The sequence below is a fragment of the Aeromonas simiae genome (assembly GCF_000820125.1).
Taxonomy (GTDB): Bacteria; Pseudomonadota; Gammaproteobacteria; order Enterobacterales; family Aeromonadaceae; genus Aeromonas; species Aeromonas simiae.
The window spans coordinates 1-21,895 of the sequence record NZ_CDBY01000027.1 but is presented as its reverse complement, the minus strand read 5'-3'; the positions used below and the strand labels follow the sequence as shown (position 1 = coordinate 21,895).

Sequence of the window (21,895 nt, the reverse complement as noted above, 5' to 3'; positions counted from 1 at the left end):
TTACTCCTGCACACAAATCGTCACGAAGGGGTCGGCCGGCGGCTGCCCCAGAAAACTACACCAGCCGAGCCGGCTGCTCTGCTCATCACCGAGCCGCACCCCCCGCGCCTGCCCCTCTCCCATCCCCAGGCGTAAATCCCAGGCAAGCTGGTCACGCAAGATGAAGGAGACGAAGCGCACCAACGGCTGAAAGAACTCCCCGTCAGGGAGAAACCCCAAAAACCGGGTAAAACTGAGGTCATTGATCCGCAGCAGAAACTTGCCCGCACAATCATTGACCCGCTCACCGATCACCATGTCACCGCCCAGGGTGGCGTTCGCCAGCCCCAGTCGGTTTTGCTGCTCCGGATCCACCGGTACCCGTCGGCTCTGCCAGGCCAGCACCTCCACCTCATCGAGATCGAAACAGTGGGCCACCAGCCCCGCCACCACCTCGGGAGAGCGGCTGGGGCTCGCCAACAAGCCGGCATACGAGAGCATCTTGGCGCGGTTGACCGGCAGACTCTCACGCACCACGTCGTTACCCAGCCCCACCAGGGCGAACATCAGGCGAGAAAAGCCGTCTTCCCCTTCGTCTTGAAAACGGACGTGGTAGCGGTATTTGCGCCAGGCGCGGTGTAGCAGGGTCAGCAGGCGGTGGTGAAAGAAATCGAGGAAGAGCCCCAGCTTGGGCTCCCCTTGCGCGTACTCCCAGGCCAGCTCATCGAGGTAATAACCAGGCATCGGCGACTGGCTGCCGTGCAGCCCGAGAAACGCCACCTCAAGCTGGTGTCGCCCCTCCTCATCCTCTGCCACACCGAGCACGTCGCTGGTCGGAAAGCCGAGCGAGGCGGTCGCCTTAAAGCGGATCCGCTCCTGCTCGGGTTGATGATCGAGCGCCCCTTCCTGATCGACCCCCTCCAGCCGGCTGATAAGCTCGACCAGCTGGAAGAAGTTGAACCGCGGGGCCCCGCTATCACCAATCACATCACGGAGTGCTGACCAATCTGTACCGGCCATCGGTAGCGCTCCTTATTGTCGGCATTGATCACCTCAAGCAGGTGAAACGAGTTGACGCTGGCATAGAGAGAGAAGAAATGGGCCAGCACAGTGCTGAACAGATAGAGCTCCCCCTCGCTGCCAAAGGCGCTCTGGCGCATGGTGAGGCGCGAGCGCAGACCACGAACCGGCATGCCACGCACCAGCCGATCCACCGGCTCAGTCTCGATGGTCTCGATCCCGGCCAGCCGCTTGCGCGAGGCCTGCTCGGCCTGCTTGTCGTGCAGCGCAGGAAAATCGTAGGTGCGCAGGATCTGCACCAGCGCATCACGACGCAGCAAGGAGACATAGTTGAGCGAGAGATTGGAGATAAGGGTCCAATGCAAACTGCCATCGAGCGCGGGACGCAGTGGCGGGGTCGGGCGGGTCAGATTCTTGAAGGTGGCAAACGAGGGGGAACTGCCGGTCGGCACACAAATCGCCCCCACCCGTAACCGGGCGGCACGGGAGCGGTTGGTGCAAGTCATGGTGACGGAAATAGACTCGTCCAGGTCGAGTACCTGGGTCTCATCACCGCGCACAAACGAGAGGGCATGTTCAAAGCCGTCCCCGTTGACCGCCTCACGGACCCGCATCCGGTAATAGAGAGCCTGGCGCCCCTTGGCCCGCTCAATCTGGTGCTGGAAGCTCTCAAACGGCTGATAGAGACGGGCGGCCCCACGCGAGCGGCCAAGTTTGCCCTCAACCCACCCCTCGACCTTGTCAACCGAGAAGATCTCGAAGCTGTCGGCATGACGGTAGCTGGCCTTGAGCGGGTATTCGACCTGGCGGCCGTCCAGATTGATGGGCTCCCCATCATGGCGAAACAGGTTGATCGCCGGCACACAGTTGAGCCGGAACGAATCGTCGCGGATCTTGAGCTCGGCCGGCAGCGGCCTATCGAAGCAAAAATGGAGGCGGAACTCACTCAGCGGCAGCGGCTGGCTTGGCCAGTCGCCCCCCAGATCGAAAAAGAGGAAACTTTCGGGGAAGCAGAAGAACTCCTGCAAGATGCGGTAGCCGGAATAGACATTGCCCGGATAGGGCAACAGCGCATCCTCGCGGGCAAAGCCGACCGGCTTGAGGGCCGTGGCCTCCTGACGAAAGCGCTGGCCGTTCACCTCCAGCTCGATATGGGAGAGCTTGCTCGAGAGCCAGAAGTAAAGTTCATAGGCGGTGTAGCTGTCTCCGCCCAGATAGAAACGCAGTTTGTCGAGCTGCAACTCGGCCAAGGTCAGCGGGCCGTGCAGCGCGACATCCAGGGTAATCGTCGATAGATCGTTGCCACTTTGCGCCTTGATACTGCGAATGTCCGCAGGATAGACCCAGGCATCGTGACAGGTCTGAAAATGGCAGGTCACCTCGTCTTCGGGCTGGCTGTCGAACTGACAGCCTTGCGGCACCATGGCCGGCAAAGAGATGGCTCCTGGTATGACCGAAAACTGCATGATGGTCATGCTCGGTACCGGCCGCAGATAGTTGGGCCAGAGCATGCCGAGCAGGCCATGGGTCAGCTCGGGGAATTCGTCTTCAATTTTGGCCCGCAAGCTGCCGGTCAGGAAGGCAAAGCCCTCCAGCAGACGCTCAACATCAGGGTCGGTCGTCTGTTCGGACAGGAAGCGGGTCAGTTCAGGGTAGGCGTCGGCAAACGAGCGCCCCTGCAAGCGCAGGTAAGCCAACTCATCCCTGAAGTAGTGTTCCAACGACATAGATCATCACACCATTCGGTAGTGGCGGTGGCTGTCCATATGGATGTTGAAGGAGGCCACCTGTTCGATATGTTCCAGACGGACATGAGCCGTGACCTGGAACGACATTTCGAGCGGATTGGCCTGCTCGTCAGGCGAGCGGACCTCCACATGCACGATGCGGGGCTCGTAGCGACGGATGCACTGGCGGATGGCTTCGCGGATACGCCCACGAATGTCCGCCCCTGCCTGGGTGGCGTCGTTGAGATCGACCACCCCCAGTTCGGGAGCACTACGGCAACTACCGGGACGGGTATTGAGCACCTGGTCAAGCTGACGCTTGACCGACTCAACCAGTACCTCGACATCGGCACCGGGAGAGGGGGGACTCCCCTCTCCACGGATTCGATCGAACAGGCTGGCCGCACTCCCTCTATCCCAGGATGAGAGAGACGGCATGGCCTCTTACTCCTTGTCCAGACGACCGACCAAAGAGAGCTCGAAGCTGGCGCCCATGTACTTGAAGTGAGGACGAACCGACATGGCGACTTGGTACCAGCCCGGCTCACCTTCCACGTCCAGCACCTTGATCTGGGCGGCGCGCAGCGGGCGACGGCTACGTACGTCAGCCGGCGGGTTCTCCTGATCGGCCACGAACTGCTTGATCCAGGAGTTAAGCTCGCGCTCGAGATCCTGACGCTCCTTCCAAGAGCCGATCTGTTCGCGCTGCAACACCTTCACGTAGTGAGCCAAACGGTTGATGATGAACATGTAGGGCAGCTGGGTGCCGAGCTTGTAGTTGGTCTCGGCCTCCTTGCCTTCCTTGGTGTTCGGGAAGATCTTCGGCTTTTGTACCGAGTTGGCGGAGAAGAACGCGGCGTTGTCGCTGTCCTTGCGCATGGTCAGGGTGATGAAACCCTCTTCGGCCATCTCGTACTCGCGACGGTCAGTGATGAGTACCTCGGTCGGGATCTTGGCCTGCAGCTGGCCCATGGCCTCGTAGACATGCACCGGCAGATCGGTGATGGCACCACCGCTTTGCGGGCCGATGATGTTCGGGCACCAGCGGTACTTGGCAAAGCTGTCGGTCAGGGAGGAGCCCATCAGGTAGGCCGTGTTGCCCCACAGGTAGTGCTCGTGGTCGGCGCTGATGTTTTCCTTGTAGTTGAAGCCCTTGATCGGGTTTTCAACCGGATCGTACGGCAGACGGGCGAGGAAGCGCGGAGCGGTAAGACCGAGATAGCGAGCATCTTCCGACTCACGCAGGGAGCGCCACTTGGTGTAGGCAGGGCCTTCGAAGACCGACTTGAGATCCTTGATGGAGGGCAGGTCGGTGAAGCTGTCCACCCCGAAGAAGGTGGGGGCAACCGAAGAGATGAAGGGGGCATGGGCCATGGCACCGACGGCGCTGACATACTGCATCAGCTTGATATCGGGGGAGCTCTGGGTCATGGCGTAGTCGCCGATCACGGCGCCAACCGGCTGACCACCGAACTGGCCGTAGCCACTGGAATAGACGTGCTTGTAGAAACCGGATTGGGTAATTTCGGGAGCGAACTCAAAGTCTTCCAGCAACTCTTCCTTGGTGGCATGAAGCACCTGGATCTTGATGTTCTCACGAAAATCGGTGCGATCGACCAAGAGCTTGAGGGAGCGCCAGGAGGACTCCAGCTCCTGCAGCTCCTTGGCGTGCAGGATGACGTCCATCTGCTGGCTCAGCTTCTTGTCGAGCTCGACAATCATGCTGTCGACCAGCGCCTTGTTGACCGGCTCGGCGGCGCTGCCGCTGTCGAGAATGTTGGCCACCAGGGCAGCAATCCCCTGCTTGGCAACGCTGTAACCCTCATCCACCGGCGTGATGCGCGCCTGCGCCATGATTTCGTCCAGCAGGGAGGAGGAGGCAGCAGCCCCCGCTTGTACTTGTTCTTCAACCACAGACATATTCAGTTCTCTTCTCGTCAATCAGACCGATCACTCGGCGGGCTTCACCAGATCCAGCTCCTTGAGCAACTGCTCACGGGCTTCGGCGCTGGACAGCAGATCTTGCAGGCGATTACGGAAGGCCGGAATGTTGCCAAGCGGCCCCTTGAGCGCAACCAGTGCTTCACGCAGTTCCAGCAGCTTGCGCAGCTCGGGAACCTGTTGGGCAACGTTATCGGGCGAGAAATCGGCGAGTGAGCCAAAGCTCAGCGTGACCGGCAACTCATCCTGAGCGCCCTCTTCCTCAAGGCGGTTCGGCACGTTGAAGTTCAGCTCGAGGCCGGACTCCTTCATGACGGAAGAGAAGTTGTTCTTGTCGACAGAGACAGTCTGACGCTCCTCGATGGGCGTCTCCTCAGTGCGACCTTTCATGTTGCCAACCACCATCAGGGTCAGCGGCAGTTCGACTTCAGACTGCTGCCCACCAGTGGCAGGAACATATTTGATGTTGATACGTTCTTTCGGCGCAACGCTAACGCCATCAATACCTTTTCCCATGCTCAAATACCAATGTCCAAGGCCGATAGAGGCCAACACTATAAAAGCCAGGCGCACTCACTCCACCTGTCACATATGACAAACGGCTCGTTCAAAGCAGTTCGTTAATGCCACATAGCCTAGCGATGCAATACCTGGGGTACAACATACCCATAGCCGCAAAAAGCCCACGCGACCGGGACATGAACCTTTGTTTATTTTGAATACAACCCGATTGTTCAGCCAATTCTTACGATGGCTTGAACTTTATTCATCATTATTTAGAAATGATATACAAACCAAAACACAAGGGTCAACAATATCAACCAAAACAAATCCAACTTATCAAAAATCACATTAAAATCAATAAATTACCGCCAACAACCAAGAAAGATAAATTATGTAACAAATATTCAAAAAAATTAAATTAACATAATGAAATATATATACACACTCACAAACACCTTATTTTATCTGCCCTGCGGCTCATTTTTAAATCAATACAACAGCTACAGAGCGCTAAACAGCTACGTCAACCTGTCAGATCTGACAGGTTTGCTGAAAAATAACAAATTAATGTCTAACAACTAATCACAATGAAGGTATAAACGAGGCATAAATTAATTTTTTTTAGGAAAATTCATCTCCGAATAAATCCTATTCTGACCTCATAAAGCTATATTACTGAACAATATCTGCCTGATATCTGCTCACGGTTCCGATGAAAACATCTCTTTGGCACGTCAAATCACTCGAGTCAATAACCCAATCAGTGATGTGTCGTTTGGGTGGATGGATATTTATCTCTGCAAGCTAACGTGCAGACAGCGCCGGGGGTGATCCGAGCGAAGGGGTAGCCCTCTTTGGGCATCAGGCAGGGCATATGCCTTGGTCAGGATAGCGCGGGCGACAACCCCATCACCCGTGACGATTGTGGTGAAGCCCGTTATCCATGACGCTGTGGAAAGTGGGCGGATCGCGGTTCATCGAGGCTGAGTGTCGAGCCCTTGGTGATGGGATGAAGCGCCTTGCCCATGATGCTGATGTGAAGGGATGACGCAGCTCAGAGCTCCATCCCCCAGTGGGTTCATGCAAGCCGCATCGATTGCCCCCTTCCATGTCCGCGATGACATGACACCGAAAATAAAACGCCTCTACCAAGGCAGAGGCGCGTTATTGACGGGCATTATTTCCAGTTGGGGTTGGCTTGCACCTGTTGCATCAGTGTCGCCTGGTGGGCCTTGTCGGGTTTGCCAAGCCAGGTGTAGCGGGCAAACCTGGAGGGGGTCTCGCGGGCGGCATCGCTCTCGGGCAGATCGATGAGCACGCCCCAGATCTGCTTGCCCTTGTCATCGATAAGCAGCTGTACGAAGTGGTTGGCACAATCATGGGGCTTGCACAAAGAGCCGGTGCGATAGGCCCCTCCCTTGGCGGCCTCCAGCGGCGTACTCACGCCGTTGCCGCTGCGCACCCACTGAGGGAGCTTCACTCCGGCGGTCGCCTGCTGCCACAGCGGCCGATACTCCGCCGACTGCAACAGATCCGAGGTATAGGTGTCAGTTGCGCTGGCCACCATGCTCACCGCGCCCAGCATGAGGGCGATGGCCCACTCTTTTGTCTTGCTCATGTTCTCACCTTTTGGTTGCTTAGCCTGCTTCCCATGGCGCCGGTTATCGGCCCGACGCTCCGAGGAAGAGCCTCACCATAGTGGCTCCTCCTTCAGGTGTCGATAGCATCCCACTCCTCGTCCGTCAGGTGGCGACCAGCCGCTCGAGATCGCTGCGCCCGATGCGCTTGGTATCGACCTTGACGTAGATGGAGTGCTCGGCGCCCGCCAGCAGCACATCGCTCACCCCTTCGCAGGCACGAATGCGCTGCTCGAGGGCGGCATCGGCACTCACCCCTTCCGGCAACACGATGCGCAGGCTGCTCACATAGGGCGGCTCACTCATGGTCAGGCTCAGGGCAAACCAGGCCAGCGCCAGGGCAGCGCAACCGGCAAACACCAGGGCCGCCCCACCCTGTCCATAGAGAAAGCCCCCCAGGCTGCCACCGATGGCCACCCCGAGAAACTGACTGGTGGAGTAGACCCCCATGGCGGTGCCCTTGTAACCGGGGGGGGACTCCTTGCTGATGAGGGACGGCAGCAGCGCCTCCATCACGTTGAAACCGATGAAAAACAGCTGCAAACCGGCGAGCAGGCCCCACAACTGGCTACCCGATTGCCACAAGGTCAGCTCGGCGGCCAGCATCACCAGCACGCAGATCTGGAACACCCGCCGCATCTGGCGGCGCTTCTCGGCATAGATGATGAAGGGCACCACGCTGACAAAGGCGATCAGCATGGTGACCAGATAGGCCTGCCACTGGCTCTCGCGGGGCAGGCCCGCCTGCACCAGCAGCGGCGGCAGCGCCACGAAGCTCGACATCAAGAGGGTGTGCACGCAGAGGATACCGACATTGAGCTTGAGCAGGCGAGGATTGCGCAGCACGGCGCGAAAGCTGCCGCGCACCATGGCCGACTCGCGGTTGAGCAGATGGGCCGCCGGTGCCGGCACCACCCAGAGCACCAGCGCCAGCGCCGCCAGCGCCAGCAGGGCGATGAGCCAGAAGAGACCACTGAGCCCCACCGCCCGGGTGATCAGCGGGCCGGTCACCATGGCCACGGCGAAGGTGATGCCAAAACTCACCCCGATAAAGGCCATCGCCTTGGTGCGGTTCTGCTCGCGGGTAAGATCCGAGAGCAGCGCCATCACGGCGGCCGAGATGGCCCCGCTTCCTTGCAGGGCGCGCCCGGCGATGACGCCCCAGATGGAGTGGCTGGTGGCCGCCAGCACGCTGCCGGCGGCAAACAGCAGCAGGCCGGCGCCGATGAGCGGCTTTCTGCCGATGCGATCGGAGAGCAAGCCGAACGGGATCTGAAACAGGGCCTGAGTCAGGCCATAGATGCCGATGGCTACTCCAATCAAGGGTTCTGAGGCGCCGGCCAGGCTCATGCCGTAAGTGGTGAGCACCGGCAGCACCATAAACATGCCGAGCATGCGCAAGGAGAAGACGGCGCCGAGCGCCCAGGTGGCGCGCCGCTCAGAGCCGGCCATGGTGAAATCGTTCATAACGGCCTCTTGTATGAGGAAGGCTGGCGCTGCGCGCCGGGAAACGAATCGAGAAAAGCGTTTGAAAACATCAGAGGCAACAGAGCCGGGAAGTTCCCGGCTCTGGATTCTACGCGATATGCAATCAAGGCAACATGCTGACCCGCATTGGGGTGGCTTCTGGCTGGCCATCATCACGCTCAGGCAGGTGGATGATGGGCAGGAGCACCGCCTCAGGCTCAGGGCAGCATGCTCACCAATACCGGCGCGGCGTCCGGCTGGAAGTCCACCGACATCATCACGCTCAGGCAAGTAATGGTGACGATGGAAAACAGGAACAGCTTGCGCGCCCACAGGGAGTCATCCACCGCCTGCTTGTAACCCGACAAGGCCATCCCCAGCCACCAGACGCTCACGGCGCCGGCGACGATGAGGTACTTGTAGCCGGCGTAACCGCCGAGAAACAGCATCAAGGTCGGCACCATGAAGGCCAGGATGTAGAGGGTGATATGGTGCTTGGCCACCGAAATGCCCTTCACCACCGGCAGCACAGGGATGTTGGCCGCCTGGTAATCCTTGAAGCGGAAGATGGCGATGGCATAGGAGTGGGGCATCTGCCACAGGCTGAAGATCGCCAGCAGGATCAAGGCTCCCGAGTCGAACTGACCGCTGACGGCGCAGTAGCCGATGACCGGCGGCGCCGCGCCAGAGAGGCTGCCGACCAGGGTGCCATAGACAGAGTGACGCTTCATGTAGAGGCTGTAGACCCCCACATAGACCAGGAAGCCCAGCACCGCCAGCAGGGCAGCCAACGGATTGGCCGCCCAATAGAGCAGTGCAATGCCCGCAATGCCGAGCGCCGTGGCGTACCACAGGGTGACGCCGGGCGCGATCAGCCCCTGCACCAAGGCACGGTTCTTGGTGCGCTCCATGATCCGGTCTATGTCGCGGTCAATGTAGTTGTTGAACACGCAACCGGAGGCGACCACCAGGGAGACCCCCACCATGGTCAGGATGAACAGGGGCAGATCCAGGCTCCCCTTGGAGGCCAGCAGAAAACCGCCGATCACCGAGATGAGGTTGCCGAAGATTATGCCCGGCTTGGTCACTTGCAGGTATTGCTTCATATCACTGCCTACCCGCTCAGTGGACCATCATGTTGATGTTGAGGTTGTACATGATCCACAGGGAACCGACGACCACGATGGCAATGATGAGCACGGTGAACACCAGGGCGGTCAGGTTCCAGCGCTCCTCGGACGAGGTGTTCATGTGCAGGAAGTAGACCAGATGCACGAAGATCTGCACCACCGCCATGCCGACCACCGTCATCAGGGTCGCGCTGTGGGAGAAGCTGCCGTCCATCACCATCCAGAATGGGATCGCCGTCAGGATGATGGAGAGCACGAACCCCACCAGATAGGACTGGGCGCTGCCGTGGCTGGCGCCGTGATTGTCAACGGAATGACTCATTACATTGCCCCCATCAGGTAGACCACGGTGAAGACGCAGATCCACACCACGTCGAGGAAGTGCCAGAACAGGCTCAGGCACATCAGGCGGGAACGGTTACGATCGGTCAGCCCCTTCTTGGCCACCAGCACCATCATCACCACGATCCAGATAAGACCGCTGGTCACGTGGATACCGTGGGTACCCACCAGGGTGAAGAAGGCCGACAGGAAGGCACTGCGATCCGGCCCGAAGCCCTCGGCAATCAGGTGGTGGAATTCATAGATTTCCATCCCGATAAAGCCGGCACCGAACAGGAAAGTGACCAGCAGCCAGCCGTTGACGGCGCCGAGGCGGTTCTTGTTCATGCCGAGCATGGCGAAACCGAAGGTGATACTGCTCAGCAGCAGCAGCATGGTCTCGACCAGCACGAACGGCAGCTCGAAGATATCCTTGCCGCTCGGGCCGCCGGCGGTGCCGTTGACCAGGACTGCATAGGTTGCAAACAAGCATGCAAACAGAATGCAGTCGCTCATCAGGTAGATCCAGAAACCGAACACCTTGTTGGCGCCGGCATCGTGGTGCTCATGGTCATGGGCACCTGCATGAGTGTGATGAAGAACGTCAGTCGCCATTGCGTTACGCCACCTTGTTGATGTTGGCAAAATGCTGCGCTTCGATGCGCTCGATCTCGTCAACCTGGACGTAGTAGTCCACGTCGTCGTTGAAGCTGTGAATGATCCAGGTGGCAATCATGCCGACGAAGCCGACGATGGCCAGCCACCAGATATGCCAGATCATGGCAAAGCCGAGTACGGTACTGAAGGCGGCGATGATGACGCCGGCACCGGTGTTTTTCGGCATGTGGATCGGGGCATAGTGCTCCGGCTTCTTGTAGGCGCTGCCGTCCTGCTTGGCCTCCCAGAAGGCATCCAGTCCCTTCACCTGCGGCTCGATGGCGAAGTTATAGAAGGGGGGCGGCGAAGAGGTAGCCCACTCCAGGGTGCGGCCACCCCAGGGATCGCCGGTCAGATCGCGGTTCTGCTCGCGGTCGCGGATGCTGACCACGATCTGGATCGCCTGGCACAGCACACCCAGGGCAATCAGGGCCGCACCACAGGCCGCCACCACCAGCCAGGGGTGGAAGGCCGGGTCGATCTGCTGGCTGACACGACGGGTCATGCCCATGAAGCCCAGCACATAGAGCGGCATGAAGGCCACGAAGAAACCGACTATCCAGCACCAGAAGGCCCGCTTGCCCCAGGTGTCGTTGAGGGTGAAGCCAAACGCCTTGGGGAACCAGTAGGTGATACCGGCAAAGCAGCCAAACACCACGGCACCGATGATGACGTTGTGGAAGTGGGCGATGAGGAACAGGCTGTTGTGCAGCACGAAGTTGGCCGCCGGCACCGACAGCAGTACCCCGGTCATCCCCCCTATGGTGAAGGTGATGATGAAGCCGACGGTCCACAGCATGGGGGAGCTGAACTCGATGCGACCACGGTACATGGTGAACAGCCAGTTGAAGATCTTCACCCCGGTCGGGATGGAGATGATCATGGTGGTGATGCCGAAGAAGGCATTCACGTTGGCGCCCGAGCCCATGGTGAAGAAGTGGTGCAGCCAGACGATGAAGGAGAGCACGGTAATGGCGATGGTCGCCCACACCAGGGAGGTGTAACCGAACAGCTTCTTCTTGCTGAAGGTGGCGACCACCTCGGAGAAGACACCGAACACCGGCAGCACCAGGATGTACACCTCGGGGTGACCCCAGGCCCAGATCAGGTTCACGTACATCATCATGTTGCCACCCATGTCATTGGTAAAGAAATGGGTACCGAGGTAGCGGTCTGCGGTGAGCAGGGCGATGGTGACGGTCAGGATCGGGAAGGAGGCGATGATCAGGATGTTGGCGCACAGGGCGGTCCATGTGAAGACCGGCAGGCGCATCATGGTCATGCCGGGGGCACGCATCTTGATGATGGTGGCAAAGAAGTTGACGCCGGTCAGCAGGGTACCGAGGCCCGAAATCTGCAAACTCCAGATCCAGTAGTCGACCCCGACCCCAGGGCTGAACTCCAGACCCGAGAGGGGCGGATAGGCCAGCCAGCCGGTCTGGGCAAACTCACCGACCCCGAGGGAGATATTGATCAGCACCACGGCGGCAGCGGTAAACCAGAAGCTCACGTTGTTGAGGAACGGGAAGGCCACGTCACGGGCCCCGATCTGCAGCGGCACGACGATGTTCATCAGGCCGATCACCAGCGGCATGGCCACAAAGAAGATCATGATGACGCCGTGGGCGGTGAAGATCTGGTCATAGTGATGGGCATTCAGGTAGCCTTCGCTGCCTGCGGAGGCCATGACCTGCTGGCCGCGCATCATCACCGCGTCGGCGAAACCGCGCAGCAGCATGACCATCCCTAAGATGAGATACATGACCCCGAGGCGCTTGTGATCCACCGAGGTGAGCCACTCTTTCCACAGGTACTGCCACTTTCCGTAGTAGGTGATGAGCCCGGTAATGGCCAGACCACCCAGCATGATGCAGGCGATCGTGACCATGATGATGGGCTCATGGTACGGGATGGCGTCGAGCGTCAATTTTCCAAACATCAGTTATTCCTCGAAACCCGCTTTCACTGTTTGTCAGCCGGCATGTGGCCGGCGTGATCCATATGCTCGTCCCCGGCCATGGCGTCATGCTGCATGTCGTCATGGTTCATGGACGGCGCTTCATGGTCTGCACCATGGGCCTGGCTGGCCTCTTGCTTCATCACGGCTGCGTCGTGCTGCATGCCCGCGTGCTCGCCCTGTTTCATGTCACCCATGAACTTGTTGATCACGTTGACGAACAGCGCCGGATCAGCGCTGGAGAAGTACTCCACCGGGTGGTACTCGCTCGGCTTGGCCAGCGTCTCGAACTCCTCCATGGTGGCAAGCAGCTTGGGCGACTGTTTGACCTTGGCAACCCAGGCGTCGAAACCGGCCTGATCGGCGGTGGCGATGGCCTTGAACTTCATGCCCGAGAAACCGGCGCCGCTGTAGCTGCTGGAGATGCCGTCATACTGGCCCGGCTCGTTGGCGATGAGGTGCAACTTGGTCTGCATGCCGGTCATGGCGTAGATCTGCCCGCCCAGACGCGGGATGAAAAACGAGTTCATCACGGTGTCGGAGGTGATGCGGAAGTTGACCGGGGTGTTGGCCGGGAAGGCCAGCTCGTTGACCGAAGCGATGCCGAGCTCGGGATAGACGAACAGCCACTTCCAGTCCAGCGAGATGACATCCACCTGGATCGGTTTGACGTCGGAGTCGAGCGGCTTGTAAGGGTCCAGCTCGTGGGAGGTCTTCCAGGTGATGGTCGCCAGGATGACGATGATGATGATCGGCACGGTCCAGACGACCGCCTCAATCTTGTTGGAGTGTGCCCAGTCCGGGGCATAGGTGGCGTTGGTATTGGAAGCCCGATAACGAAGAGCGAACACCACCGCCATGATGATGACCGGGATCACCACGATCAACATCAGGCCCAGCGCCGTCAATATCAGGGACTTCTGCTCCACCCCAATCTGCCCCTTGGGGCTCATCAGGGCCATGTCACATCCGCTCAACAGACCCGTGGTCACGAGCAGTAGCAAGGCACCCAGGCCCCTCGCCCAATTAAAAGCTCTCATGCCGCATCCTCACTTCCCAAGGCGTTAGTTGTAATAAAAATGCGGCATTTTATTGCAACTGAATGACATGTGAACAACATGAAAAATTAATCACTAAAATGTAGGACGCTTGGCACTCTATTGTTTGCCAAATGCGACACCCTCATCTCATCCATGCTTCTTTTGTGGTTAACCTTGAAACTGTCTGAAATTTAAACGCTTGTTACAAACTTGATCTAAAAAATGCCGATATCCCCATCACCAGACGACGCCAAAACAGACTGACAAAGGGGAATAAAAGACTCAATTTAATCCTTAATTAATCAAAGATCTCAATTGTTTAGGGCGTTACTTTCCCGCTGTTACCCGCCTGTTACCCGTAGCAACAAAAAAGCCCGCCAGATGGCGGGCTGAGTGGTTGGGTAGGCTCACGCCCCCTTGGGGTCCTCACCAAAGCGGTTGGCGCCGCGCTCCCCTTCACTCACCATGAAGTAGAGGAATGCCAGCACCCCCACCAGGGGAATGAGGTTAATGAGCAGCCACCAGCCGCTGCGGTTGGTGTCGTGCAGACGGCGCACCGCGACGGCCAGACCGGGAACCAAGACGGCCAGCGAATAGAGATGGCTCAGCAGCATGTTGCCGATCAGCGCACCGACCACCGCCAAAGCCAGGGCTACCAGTATGTTGAACAGGATGAACATCCAGTACTCCTTGCGCCGGGCGCGACCGCGAAACACAGCGTACTGCTTCAACACGCCGAGATACCACTCCATCTTGCTCTCCTCATCATGCTTGGAAAGCCCCAGCCTAGCGTACCCCATGGGCCACAGTCGATCGGAGCCTTCCCAACCTGACCCCGGCCCCAGTCACGCCAGTTGTGGGACGGGTTCCAGCATGGCCAGCAGCTCGGCGGTCTTGGCCTCCATCAGGGCGCGATCGCCGCGCGACTCCACATTGAGCCGGATCAGCGGCTCGGTATTGGAGCTGCGCAGATTGAAGCGCCAGTGGCCAAAGCTCATGGAGAGGCCGTCGGTACGGTCGACCGACCAGGCCTCGGCCCCATAGGCGCGCTCGATGGCGGCGAGCACACCGGCACTGTTCTCCAGCTTGCGATTGATCTCCCCCGAAGCCGGGAAGGCCGCCATCTGCTCGGCCAGCATCGCCTTAAGGGGCAGACCACGGCGAGAGACCAGCTCCACCACCAGCAACCAGGGGATCATGCCGCTGTCGCAGTAGGCAAAATCGCGAAAGTAGTGGTGGGCGCTCATCTCGCCGCCATAAATGGCGTCCTCCTCGCGCATCCGCTCCTTGATGAAGGCGTGGCCGGTCTTGGAGAGCACGGGCACGCCGCCGCCGCCGCGCACTATCTCCTCGGTGTTCCAGCACAGGCGCGGATCGTGGATGATGCGCGCCCCCGGCTCCTTGAGCAGAAAGGCCTCGGCCAGCAACCCGACGATGTAGTAGCCCTCGATGAAGTTCCCCGCGTCATCGAACAGGAAGCAGCGATCGAAATCCCCGTCAAACGCGATGCCCAGATCGGCCCCCAGCTCCAACACGGCGCGGCGGGTCTGCTCGCGGCACTCGGGCAACAGCGGGTTGGGGATGCCGTGGGGAAAGTCCCCGTCCGGCTCGCCGAGCAGGCTGTGGATGTCAAGGGGGGCTCCCCGCTCGCGCAGGCGTCTGGCCAGCGTCTCCACCACGTGGCCGGCGGCCCCGTTGCCGCTGTTGATCACCAGCTTGAGCGGTCTGAGGGTCGCAAGATCGATGTAACCGAGCAGGTGATCCACATAGGCGTCGAGCACGTTGAGCGTGTGATAGCACCCCTGGCGCGGCGCCGGCGCGAACTCGCCACTCTCGGCCAGGGCGCGGATCGCATCGAGCCCGCTGTCACCGCTGATGGGGCGCGACTGCTCGCGCACCAGCTTCATGCCGTTGTAGTCGATGGGGTTGTGGCTGGCGGTCACCTCGATGCCGCCGTCGAGCCCTAGGTGGAAGGTGGCAAAATAGACCTCCTCGGTGCCGGCCAGCCCCAGATCGTGCACATCGGCTCCCCCCTCCATCAGGCCACGGGCCAGCGCCGCCTTGAGCGCGGCACTGCTGTGGCGGGCATCGCCCCCCACGACCACGCCGCGTGGCTGCAACAGCTGGGCATAGGCGCGGCCGATGCGGTAGGCCACCTCTTCGTCCAGCTCCTCGCCGAGCCGGCCCCGGATGTCATAGGCCTTGAAACAGGTCATGCTGCGAAACATCTCTTCCTCCCGGCCTCAGGTTCGGCCATAGCGATCGTTAAAACGGATGATGTCGTCATCCCCGAAGTAGCCGCCGGACTGCACCTCGATAAGGTGCAGCGGGATCCGGCCCGGGTTCTCCAGCGAGTGGACGGCGCCGATGGGGATGTAGACCGACTGGTTCTCACCAATGAGGCGCACCTCCTCGCCCAGAGTGACCCTGGCGGTGCCGCTCACCACCACCCAGTGCTCGGCCCTGTGGTGGTGCATCTGCAGCGAGAGCTGCTCCCCCGGCTTGACCGTGATGTGCTTGACCTGGTAGCGCCCCCCTTGATCGATGGTGTCAATCTTGCCCCATGGCCGGTAGTGCTCGCGGTGCTCGTGAAACTCGCGGCGCCCGCTCTGCTTGAGCCGCTCCACCACCTGCTTCACCTCCTGCACCTGATCCCGGTGCGCCACCAGCACCGCATCCTTGGTCTGGATCACGATGAGATCGTCCACCCCGACTAGGGTCACTAGGCCGCTGTCCGCATGGACATAGCTGTTGTGGCTCCCTTGCAGCAGCACGTCGCCGCGCGCCACGTTGCCGGCCCCGTCCTTCTCGCTGATCTCCCACAGGGACGACCAGGAGCCCACGTCGCACCAGCCCGCCTCCATCGGTACCATCAGGGCGCACTCGGTGTGCTCCATCACCGCGTAGTCGATGGAGTCGGAGGGGCAGGCGCCAAAGGCCGACCCGTCGACCCGCACAAAGTCGAGATCGCGCGTGGTGCCAACCATGGCGGCGCGGCAGGCCGCCGCGATGGCGGGGGCAAAGCGCGTCAGCTCTTCTAGGTAGTGGCTGGCGCGCATCAGGAACATGCCGCTGTTCCAGGCGTACTCGCCGCAGGCCAGGTACGCCTCGGCGCGGGCCCGATCCGGCTTCTCGACAAACTGCCTGACCCGGTAGCCGGCGCCGATCTGCTCGCCCCGGCGCAGGTAGCCATAGCCGGTCTCGGGGCCGGTCGGCACTATGCCGAAGGTGACCAGATGACCGCTGGCGGCCAGCGGCATGGCGGCGCGCACCGACTGGCTGAAGGCCTGCGGATCGGTGATGACGTGATCGGCAGCCAGCACCAGCAGCAGCGGGTCCTCGCCGCTCTCGATGGCGGCCAGGGCGGCCAGAGCGATGGCCGGCGCCGTGTTGCGCCCGACCGGCTCGAGGATGATGTTGCCCGCGAGCTGACCCAGCTCACGCAGCTGCTCGGCCACCACGAAGCGGTGCTCCTCGTTGCAGATCACCAGCGGCGCGGCGCACGGCAGGCCGTGCAGGCGCCGCAAGGTCTCTTGCAACATGGTATGTTCACCGCACAGGCGCAGGAACTGCTTGGGGTAGGCACCTCGAGAGAGGGGCCAGAGCCGGGAGCCGGAGCCGCCGGCCATGATTACCGGAAGAATTGTCATAGGCATTCACTGTCAGTGTTGAAAACGGATCCCTGTTCAGGCGCGCTGGCGCCGCAGCAGCAGGGCCTCGCCCCGGCGCTGCGCCCACTGGCGGCAGGCGCGGCACAGGGGCAGCTCGATGTATTCGCAGGCCAGCCCCGGCAGCAGCACCGCCAGCAGCAGGATCAGCAGATCGCTGCCGCTCCCCTTCAGCCCGAGCGCCCCTTGCAGTTGCACCAGGGCGAAGATGACCGGCACGTGCAGCAGATAGACGCTAAAACTCACCCGCCCCAGCCAGCGCAGCGGCCGGTTGCCGAGCAGCGCATCCGAGAGCGGGGTGCGCCAGGCAAACAGCAGCAGCAGCAGCGCCACCAGCAGGAAGAAGGGGTGATGCAGGTAGAAAGTCTGCTGCGCCACCCCGACCAGCCCGGCCAGGGCGCAGGCCAGCACCAGCAGCATGCCGAGCTGCAACCCCATCAGGGTGCGCGGCGAAGGGTGCAGCCGCCGTTGCAGCGCCCGCAGCAGCAGGGCGGCGGCGCTGCCGGCGAGAAAGAAGTGGAGCTTGGCGGGCAGCAAGATGCCGGGCCAGTAGTCGCGACTTAACATCAGGCCGACGCAGAGCAGCGCCAGCAGCAGCGGCCCCCGCCACTGGCCGGCCAGCCACTGCTGCCAGCCGCCCCACAGCACGGCAAACAGCAGGTAGTACTGGATCTCGGGGGGGATCGACCAGAACACCCCCTCGGAGCCGAGAAACAGCAGGTGGCGCAGCAGGTTCTGGCCGTCGATGCGAAACACAAACGCCCCGTCCAGCCACCGATAGAGGCAAAAGCAGAGCAGCAGGGTGAGCCAGTAGGCCGGCACGATGCGTGCAAAGCGCGCCACCAGGTAGCCCAGCAGGGCCGGCGCCGTGCAGGGGCGCCAGGCGTAGAGGTAGGCCATCAGAAAGCCGCTCAGGGTGAAAAAGCCCGCCACCCCCACGGGCCCGAACGGAAAGCGCGCCCCCGGAAAGAGCTGGAGGTAGTGAAATGGACTCTCTGGCGCCACGTAGAAGGTGAAGTGGACAAACACCACCAACAGGGCGGCGATGGCGCGCAGCCCGTCCAGGCTTGGCAGGCTCTCCGGCATCTGCGGGGTGGCCGTCATCTCAGGCCCTCCCCAGCTTGCGTTGCAGATAGACCAAGGCGGTGCGGCGCCGGGTGCCCTTGCCAAAGCACTTCTCGGCCAGGGCGCCGAGCAGGGTGCGCCAGCTCATGGTCTGCGGCAGAGAGGCGGTGGAGACCAGCCGCCCCTCCTGCAACCAGTCATAGACGGCGTCGCGCCACGGGGTCTGGCGCAGCACGGCCCAGAAGTGCTCGGCGTAGTCGATGTCGCAAAAGCGCCACGGCTTGGTGAAGCTGGCGTAGTGGATGATGGCCGGGCTCGCCCGCGCCGCCCGATACTCCGCCAGCAGCGGCGAGTCGACCCGGGCTAGGAAGCTGTGGTACTCGCCGCCCCCGGTGAGCAGGTTCCAGCGCTGGGGCAGCGCGGCGATATCGCCGACGAAGAGGGCGTTGATCACATCCTGATCCGGCATCCAGTAGCGGTTGCGCCCGGCCAGCTCCAGCATCTGCGGCAGCCGCCCCAGGGCGCGCAGGCGGGCCAGATCGAGCACCATAACCCCGGACTGGAAGTAGCACTCGGGATCGGGCAGGCCAAGCACCTCGCCAAAGTAGCGGCGCACCGGCAGGCTGCCGGTCTCGCGGTTGGTCAGGCCGCTGGTGCGCACCAGGGCGTGCATCATGACGTCGCGGGCGGCGGCCAGGGCGCAGCCTTGCAGATCCGTGTCGTAGAGATCGCACAGGTCGCCGAGCACGATGAGATCCGAGTCAAGGTAGAGGGCGCGCTCGGCCTGGGGCAGCAGATCCGGGATCGCCAGCCGGTAGTAAATAGCCCGGTTGTAGATGGTGTGGACGTGCAGCTCCATGGCGGCGAAGTAGTCGGAGACATCGACAAAATGCAGCTCGTTGCCGGGGTGCGCGGCCATCAGCTCGTCGAGCCGCTGGCGCGCCGGGGCGCCGAGCCCCTCGTGCAGCACGTGAAACGCAAACCCGTAGCGCTCGCTCTTGGCCAGCAGGGCGCTCTTGATGACGCAGGCGCCAAAGGGGGCGTAGTGGTCATCGAAGGCGATGAAGATGGGGATGAGGGGCTGGCGCATCGTCATACTCCGACCAGGTAGCGGCTGCGGGTCTTGGTGGTCAGCTTGACCAGGTAAATCAGGGCCATGGAGGCCAGCATGCTGAGGACGAAATGGGGCAGCGACACCAGCAGCAGGCGGGCATCCATGTCGATGGGAGGCAGCCGCTTGGTCAGCTCGCCCAGCACCATCATGAAGTAGTGGTGCACGAAGTAGATGCCGAAGCTGTACTCCGCCACCCGGCTCAGCAGGGTGCGCGGGAACCAGAGGCTGCGGCGCTGCTCAACCCGGCGCAGCAGCATCAGGGTCAGCACGCACATCACCACCTTCTGCGCCGCGTTGACGTTGAGGCGCAGCGCCCCCTCGCGCAGCAGCTCCTGGATGGAGAAGGCCACCGGGATGGGGTGGCGCAGCTCCCACAGCACCAGGGCCGCCAGCAGCAGCGCCAGCACGCCGATGAGGCGGGTCGAGGCGAGCCAAGGGTGGTCGCGGTGGCGGCAGACCCAGATCCCGAGCAGGTAGAAGCCGCTGAAGTGGAGCAGGCTCCACAAAGGGTTGAGGTTGTACTGGGGACGGAAAGTGAAGAGGGTCACCAGCAGGGCCAGGGCGGTCACGGCGCCGAGCGCCGGGCTCGCCACCAGCCGGTGGAACAGGGGCGAGCAGAGAAACAGCAGGCAGACGAAGGGGACGAACCAGAGCGGCCCGATATGAAAACCGGTGAGCAGCGACCAGATCACGAAGGGGATCGGCTTGTCGATCACCGCCGCCGGCACATAGTCCACCGGCAGCCCCCCGTGGTGCAGCTGGGTGAGGCGCCAGAGGATCCCCGGCAGCGACACCACTAGGTAGGGGAGCAGCACGTGCAGCGCTTTTTTCTTCATGAACCCCTGCCACTGGTAGCGCGGCGCCAGATAGGCAAACAGGAAGCCGGAGATGAACACGAACAGGGCGGTGCCGTTGAACAGCAGGCTTTGCAGCAGGCGCGCCGTGGGGGTGGAAAAGTCCAGGGTCTGGGTCAGCGAGTGCCAGACGATGATGTAGACCATGGCCAGGCCACGGTACCAGTGCATGTAATCGAGCCTCATCGGAAAGCTCCTCCTTGTCTGAACACCCCGAGCAGGGTGGAGTCGACGCCGGTGTGACGGCGGCAGGCGAGAATGCAGGCCAGGTTGAGCAGCAGCGACACCCCGGCCGAGACGATGGCCACCCCCTCGAGCGAGCCGAGCCGCGCCGCCAGCAGTTGCAGCCCCAGGCTCAGCAGGGCAAACCAGGCCGACAGGATCAGGGTCAGCCGCTCGAAGCCGGCCATCTGCAAGAAAAAGGCGGTCACCCCGGCCATGGCATTGCACAGCTGGGCCAAGGCGAGCCAAGAGAGCAGCGCCCCCTGCCCGGCGTAGCGCGGCGAGAAGCAGGCCAGCACCTCGTTGCCAAACAGAGCCAGCGGCACAAACAGCAGCAGGGAGGCGCCCCCCGCCAGCAGGGCCGAGAGCCCCACCAGCCGCTGGGTGGTGGCAAAGTCGCGAGTCTCGAAGGCGCGCGCCAGACGCGGGCCGACCACGATGTGAATGGCCACCAGCAGGAAGGTGAGCAGGTTGGAGGTGCGCTCGGCGGCAAAATAGGCCCCCGAGTCATCCAGCCCGAAGCTGCCCGAGACGATCAGGGTGCCGGCCTGGGTCAGGATCGGGCCGGTCAGCACTATGCCCCAGAAGGCGCAGGAGCGCCGGTGCAGGCGGGCCCCCTCGCCGCGCCAGACCCAGCTTAAGTGCGGCGCCAGCAGGCGCAGCTGATAGGCGAGGCAGGGCAGCAGCAGCAGGCTCATCAGCAGCAATAGCTGGCTGGTGGTGGCGGCCTTGCCCCCCAGCCAAAGCAGGCCGAGGGCGGCGATCACCAGCGCCCGCCACAGGGCGTCGCGCGGCGCCAGCGCCGCCAGCATCCGCTCCTTGACCCGCAGCGCCACGCTGAGCAGCTCGCCGGCAGAAAAGAGCAGGCAAAACAGCACGATGAGCCCCAGGCCGCGCGCGTCGGTCTTGCCGGCAAACAGCCAGAGGGCACCGGCCAGGGTGCACAGCAGCAGGCAGAGCCCCCCCGCCAGCAGCGACCAGCTCAACTGGCGGTCGGCCGCCCGCTCGCCGCTCGCCACCAACTGCTCGTGGTAGAACTTGATCATCGCCACCGGCTGGCCATAGCTCAGGGCAAACGAGCAGAGCAACGAGAAGGCGATGACGGCGCCAAACAGGCCGTACTCGGCCGGGCTGAGCAGCCAGGCCGCGATCAGGGTCGTCAGGTAGCCCAGGCCGGCGTTGGCTATCTTGATGCCGGCCGGCAGCAGCCCCCCCACCAGCAGCCGCTGCCAGGGACGGCGCGGCACGGCGCCGAGATCGGGTGCCTGGGTCATGCCCCCTCCCCGCCGCGCCGATCGCGCAGGCAGAGCCAGAAGAAACGCCCCATCTCCAGGGTGTAGCGGCGCAGCAGGCGGCGCGGCTCGCCGAGCAGGCGATAGAGCCACTCGCAGCGCAGCTGCTGCACCCAGCGCGGCGCTCGTGGCACCCGGCCGCTGAGAAAGTCGAGCAGCGCCCCCACCCCCACCAGCAGCTTCACGTCGAGCACATCGCGGTGCGCCAGCAGCCACTGCTCCTGGCGCGGGTTGCCGAGCGCCAGCAGCAGCACGTCGGGGCGCGCCCCGTTGATGCGCGCCAGCAGCGCCGCCTCGTCA

The 21,895-nt window shown here is 62.1% G+C and carries 20 protein-coding genes; all 20 read right to left on the bottom strand.

Going from position 1 to position 21,895, the window contains the following annotated elements:
• Positions 1 to 999: a type VI secretion system baseplate subunit TssG gene (tssG, locus tag BN1134_RS03790; RefSeq protein WP_042045334.1), complete on the bottom strand. Its 999-nt coding sequence runs from the start codon at positions 997 to 999 to the stop codon at positions 1 to 3.
• Complete coding sequence (gene tssF, locus BN1134_RS03785) at positions 963 to 2,726, bottom strand: type VI secretion system baseplate subunit TssF (RefSeq protein WP_042045333.1); 1,764 nt, start codon at positions 2,724 to 2,726, stop codon at positions 963 to 965. The genes tssG and tssF overlap by 37 nt, the downstream gene beginning before the upstream one ends.
• A 6-nt stretch (positions 2,727 to 2,732) precedes the next feature.
• Entirely contained in the window at positions 2,733 to 3,164 is a 432-nt protein-coding gene (gene tssE, locus BN1134_RS19115) for a type VI secretion system baseplate subunit TssE (protein ID WP_084214700.1), read from the bottom strand.
• Positions 3,165 to 3,170: 6 nt separating this feature from the next.
• Entirely contained in the window at positions 3,171 to 4,646 is a 1,476-nt protein-coding gene (gene tssC, locus BN1134_RS03775; protein ID WP_042045331.1) for a type VI secretion system contractile sheath large subunit, read from the bottom strand.
• A gap of 30 nt (positions 4,647 to 4,676) precedes the next feature.
• Positions 4,677 to 5,183: a type VI secretion system contractile sheath small subunit gene (tssB, locus tag BN1134_RS03770; RefSeq protein WP_042045330.1), complete on the bottom strand. Its 507-nt coding sequence runs from the start codon at positions 5,181 to 5,183 to the stop codon at positions 4,677 to 4,679.
• 1,165 nt (positions 5,184 to 6,348) lie between these two features.
• Positions 6,349 to 6,789, bottom strand: a complete 441-nt coding sequence (locus BN1134_RS03765; protein WP_042045329.1) for an inhibitor of vertebrate lysozyme family protein — start codon at positions 6,787 to 6,789, stop codon at positions 6,349 to 6,351.
• Positions 6,790 to 6,913: 124 nt separating this feature from the next.
• Entirely contained in the window at positions 6,914 to 8,275 is a 1,362-nt protein-coding gene (locus BN1134_RS03760) for an MFS transporter (protein WP_042045328.1), read from the bottom strand.
• 218 nt (positions 8,276 to 8,493) lie between these two features.
• A complete protein-coding gene (cyoE, locus tag BN1134_RS03755; RefSeq protein WP_042045327.1) occupies positions 8,494 to 9,381 on the bottom strand; it encodes a heme o synthase in 888 nt (295 codons plus the stop codon).
• A 16-nt stretch (positions 9,382 to 9,397) separates the two neighbouring features.
• Positions 9,398 to 9,727: a cytochrome o ubiquinol oxidase subunit IV gene (locus tag BN1134_RS03750; RefSeq protein ID WP_042045326.1), complete on the bottom strand. Its 330-nt coding sequence runs from the start codon at positions 9,725 to 9,727 to the stop codon at positions 9,398 to 9,400.
• Complete coding sequence (locus tag BN1134_RS03745; protein WP_042045325.1) at positions 9,727 to 10,341, bottom strand: cytochrome o ubiquinol oxidase subunit III; 615 nt, start codon at positions 10,339 to 10,341, stop codon at positions 9,727 to 9,729. The genes BN1134_RS03750 and BN1134_RS03745 overlap by 1 nt, the downstream gene beginning before the upstream one ends.
• 4 nt (positions 10,342 to 10,345) lie before the next feature.
• Positions 10,346 to 12,322 carry a cytochrome o ubiquinol oxidase subunit I gene (gene cyoB / locus BN1134_RS03740; RefSeq protein ID WP_042045324.1) on the bottom strand — a complete coding sequence of 659 codons (1,977 nt, stop codon included), beginning with the start codon at positions 12,320 to 12,322 and terminating at the stop codon, positions 10,346 to 10,348.
• Positions 12,323 to 12,345: 23 nt separating this feature from the next.
• On the bottom strand, positions 12,346 to 13,380 hold the full coding sequence (gene cyoA / locus BN1134_RS03735; protein WP_084214699.1) for a cytochrome o ubiquinol oxidase subunit II: 1,035 nt from the start codon (positions 13,378 to 13,380) through the stop codon (positions 12,346 to 12,348).
• 407 nt (positions 13,381 to 13,787) lie between these two features.
• Positions 13,788 to 14,132 (bottom strand): DUF805 domain-containing protein, encoded by a 345-nt coding sequence (locus BN1134_RS03730; protein WP_042045323.1) that lies wholly within the window; start codon positions 14,130 to 14,132, stop codon positions 13,788 to 13,790.
• Positions 14,133 to 14,225: 93 nt separating this feature from the next.
• Positions 14,226 to 15,608: a phosphohexomutase domain-containing protein gene (locus tag BN1134_RS03725; protein ID WP_042045322.1), complete on the bottom strand. Its 1,383-nt coding sequence runs from the start codon at positions 15,606 to 15,608 to the stop codon at positions 14,226 to 14,228.
• A 15-nt stretch (positions 15,609 to 15,623) separates the two neighbouring features.
• On the bottom strand, positions 15,624 to 17,030 hold the full coding sequence (locus BN1134_RS03720) for a mannose-1-phosphate guanylyltransferase/mannose-6-phosphate isomerase (protein ID WP_156991646.1): 1,407 nt from the start codon (positions 17,028 to 17,030) through the stop codon (positions 15,624 to 15,626).
• A 36-nt stretch (positions 17,031 to 17,066) separates the two neighbouring features.
• The gene (locus tag BN1134_RS03715; protein ID WP_052449412.1) at positions 17,067 to 18,152 is read right to left on the bottom strand and encodes an acyltransferase family protein; all 1,086 of its coding nucleotides are present in this window, start codon (positions 18,150 to 18,152) and stop codon (positions 17,067 to 17,069) included.
• Position 18,153: 1 nt separating this feature from the next.
• The gene (locus tag BN1134_RS03710) at positions 18,154 to 19,203 is read right to left on the bottom strand and encodes a glycosyltransferase family 8 protein (RefSeq protein ID WP_042045319.1); all 1,050 of its coding nucleotides are present in this window, start codon (positions 19,201 to 19,203) and stop codon (positions 18,154 to 18,156) included.
• A gap of 2 nt (positions 19,204 to 19,205) precedes the next feature.
• Entirely contained in the window at positions 19,206 to 20,267 is a 1,062-nt protein-coding gene (locus BN1134_RS03705; RefSeq protein ID WP_042045318.1) for an acyltransferase family protein, read from the bottom strand.
• Positions 20,264 to 21,577, bottom strand: coding sequence for a lipopolysaccharide biosynthesis protein (locus BN1134_RS03700; protein ID WP_042045317.1), 1,314 nt, complete (start codon positions 21,575 to 21,577; stop codon positions 20,264 to 20,266). Before BN1134_RS03700 ends, BN1134_RS03705 begins: the two co-directional genes overlap by 4 nt.
• On the bottom strand, positions 21,574 to 21,895 hold a 322-nt coding region (locus BN1134_RS03695; protein WP_042045316.1), incomplete at its 5' end, for a WecB/TagA/CpsF family glycosyltransferase. The genes BN1134_RS03700 and BN1134_RS03695, both read right to left, overlap by 4 nt.

Coding starts and splice junctions, on each gene's coding strand:
- BN1134_RS03720 (WP_156991646.1), bottom strand. CDS start 17,030: ATGACAATTCTTCCGGTAATCATGGCCGGCGGCTCCGGCTCCCGGCTC.
- tssF (WP_042045333.1), bottom strand. CDS start 2,726: ATGTCGTTGGAACACTACTTCAGGGATGAGTTGGCTTACCTGCGCTTG.
- BN1134_RS03760 (WP_042045328.1), bottom strand. CDS start 8,275: ATGAACGATTTCACCATGGCCGGCTCTGAGCGGCGCGCCACCTGGGCG.
- tssC (WP_042045331.1), bottom strand. CDS start 4,646: ATGTCTGTGGTTGAAGAACAAGTACAAGCGGGGGCTGCTGCCTCCTCC.
- BN1134_RS03710 (WP_042045319.1), bottom strand. CDS start 19,203: ATGCGCCAGCCCCTCATCCCCATCTTCATCGCCTTCGATGACCACTAC.
- tssG (WP_042045334.1), bottom strand. CDS start 999: ATGGCCGGTACAGATTGGTCAGCACTCCGTGATGTGATTGGTGATAGC.
- BN1134_RS03750 (WP_042045326.1), bottom strand. CDS start 9,727: ATGAGTCATTCCGTTGACAATCACGGCGCCAGCCACGGCAGCGCCCAG.
- cyoB (WP_042045324.1), bottom strand. CDS start 12,322: ATGTTTGGAAAATTGACGCTCGACGCCATCCCGTACCATGAGCCCATC.
- tssB (WP_042045330.1), bottom strand. CDS start 5,183: ATGGGAAAAGGTATTGATGGCGTTAGCGTTGCGCCGAAAGAACGTATC.
- cyoE (WP_042045327.1), bottom strand. CDS start 9,381: ATGAAGCAATACCTGCAAGTGACCAAGCCGGGCATAATCTTCGGCAAC.
- cyoA (WP_084214699.1), bottom strand. CDS start 13,380: ATGAGAGCTTTTAATTGGGCGAGGGGCCTGGGTGCCTTGCTACTGCTC.
- BN1134_RS03745 (WP_042045325.1), bottom strand. CDS start 10,341: ATGGCGACTGACGTTCTTCATCACACTCATGCAGGTGCCCATGACCAT.
- BN1134_RS03765 (WP_042045329.1), bottom strand. CDS start 6,789: ATGAGCAAGACAAAAGAGTGGGCCATCGCCCTCATGCTGGGCGCGGTG.
- BN1134_RS03725 (WP_042045322.1), bottom strand. CDS start 15,608: ATGTTTCGCAGCATGACCTGTTTCAAGGCCTATGACATCCGGGGCCGG.
- tssE (WP_084214700.1), bottom strand. CDS start 3,164: ATGCCGTCTCTCTCATCCTGGGATAGAGGGAGTGCGGCCAGCCTGTTC.
- BN1134_RS03715 (WP_052449412.1), bottom strand. CDS start 18,152: ATGACGGCCACCCCGCAGATGCCGGAGAGCCTGCCAAGCCTGGACGGG.
- BN1134_RS03730 (WP_042045323.1), bottom strand. CDS start 14,132: ATGGAGTGGTATCTCGGCGTGTTGAAGCAGTACGCTGTGTTTCGCGGT.
- BN1134_RS03705 (WP_042045318.1), bottom strand. CDS start 20,267: ATGAGGCTCGATTACATGCACTGGTACCGTGGCCTGGCCATGGTCTAC.
- BN1134_RS03700 (WP_042045317.1), bottom strand. CDS start 21,577: ATGACCCAGGCACCCGATCTCGGCGCCGTGCCGCGCCGTCCCTGGCAG.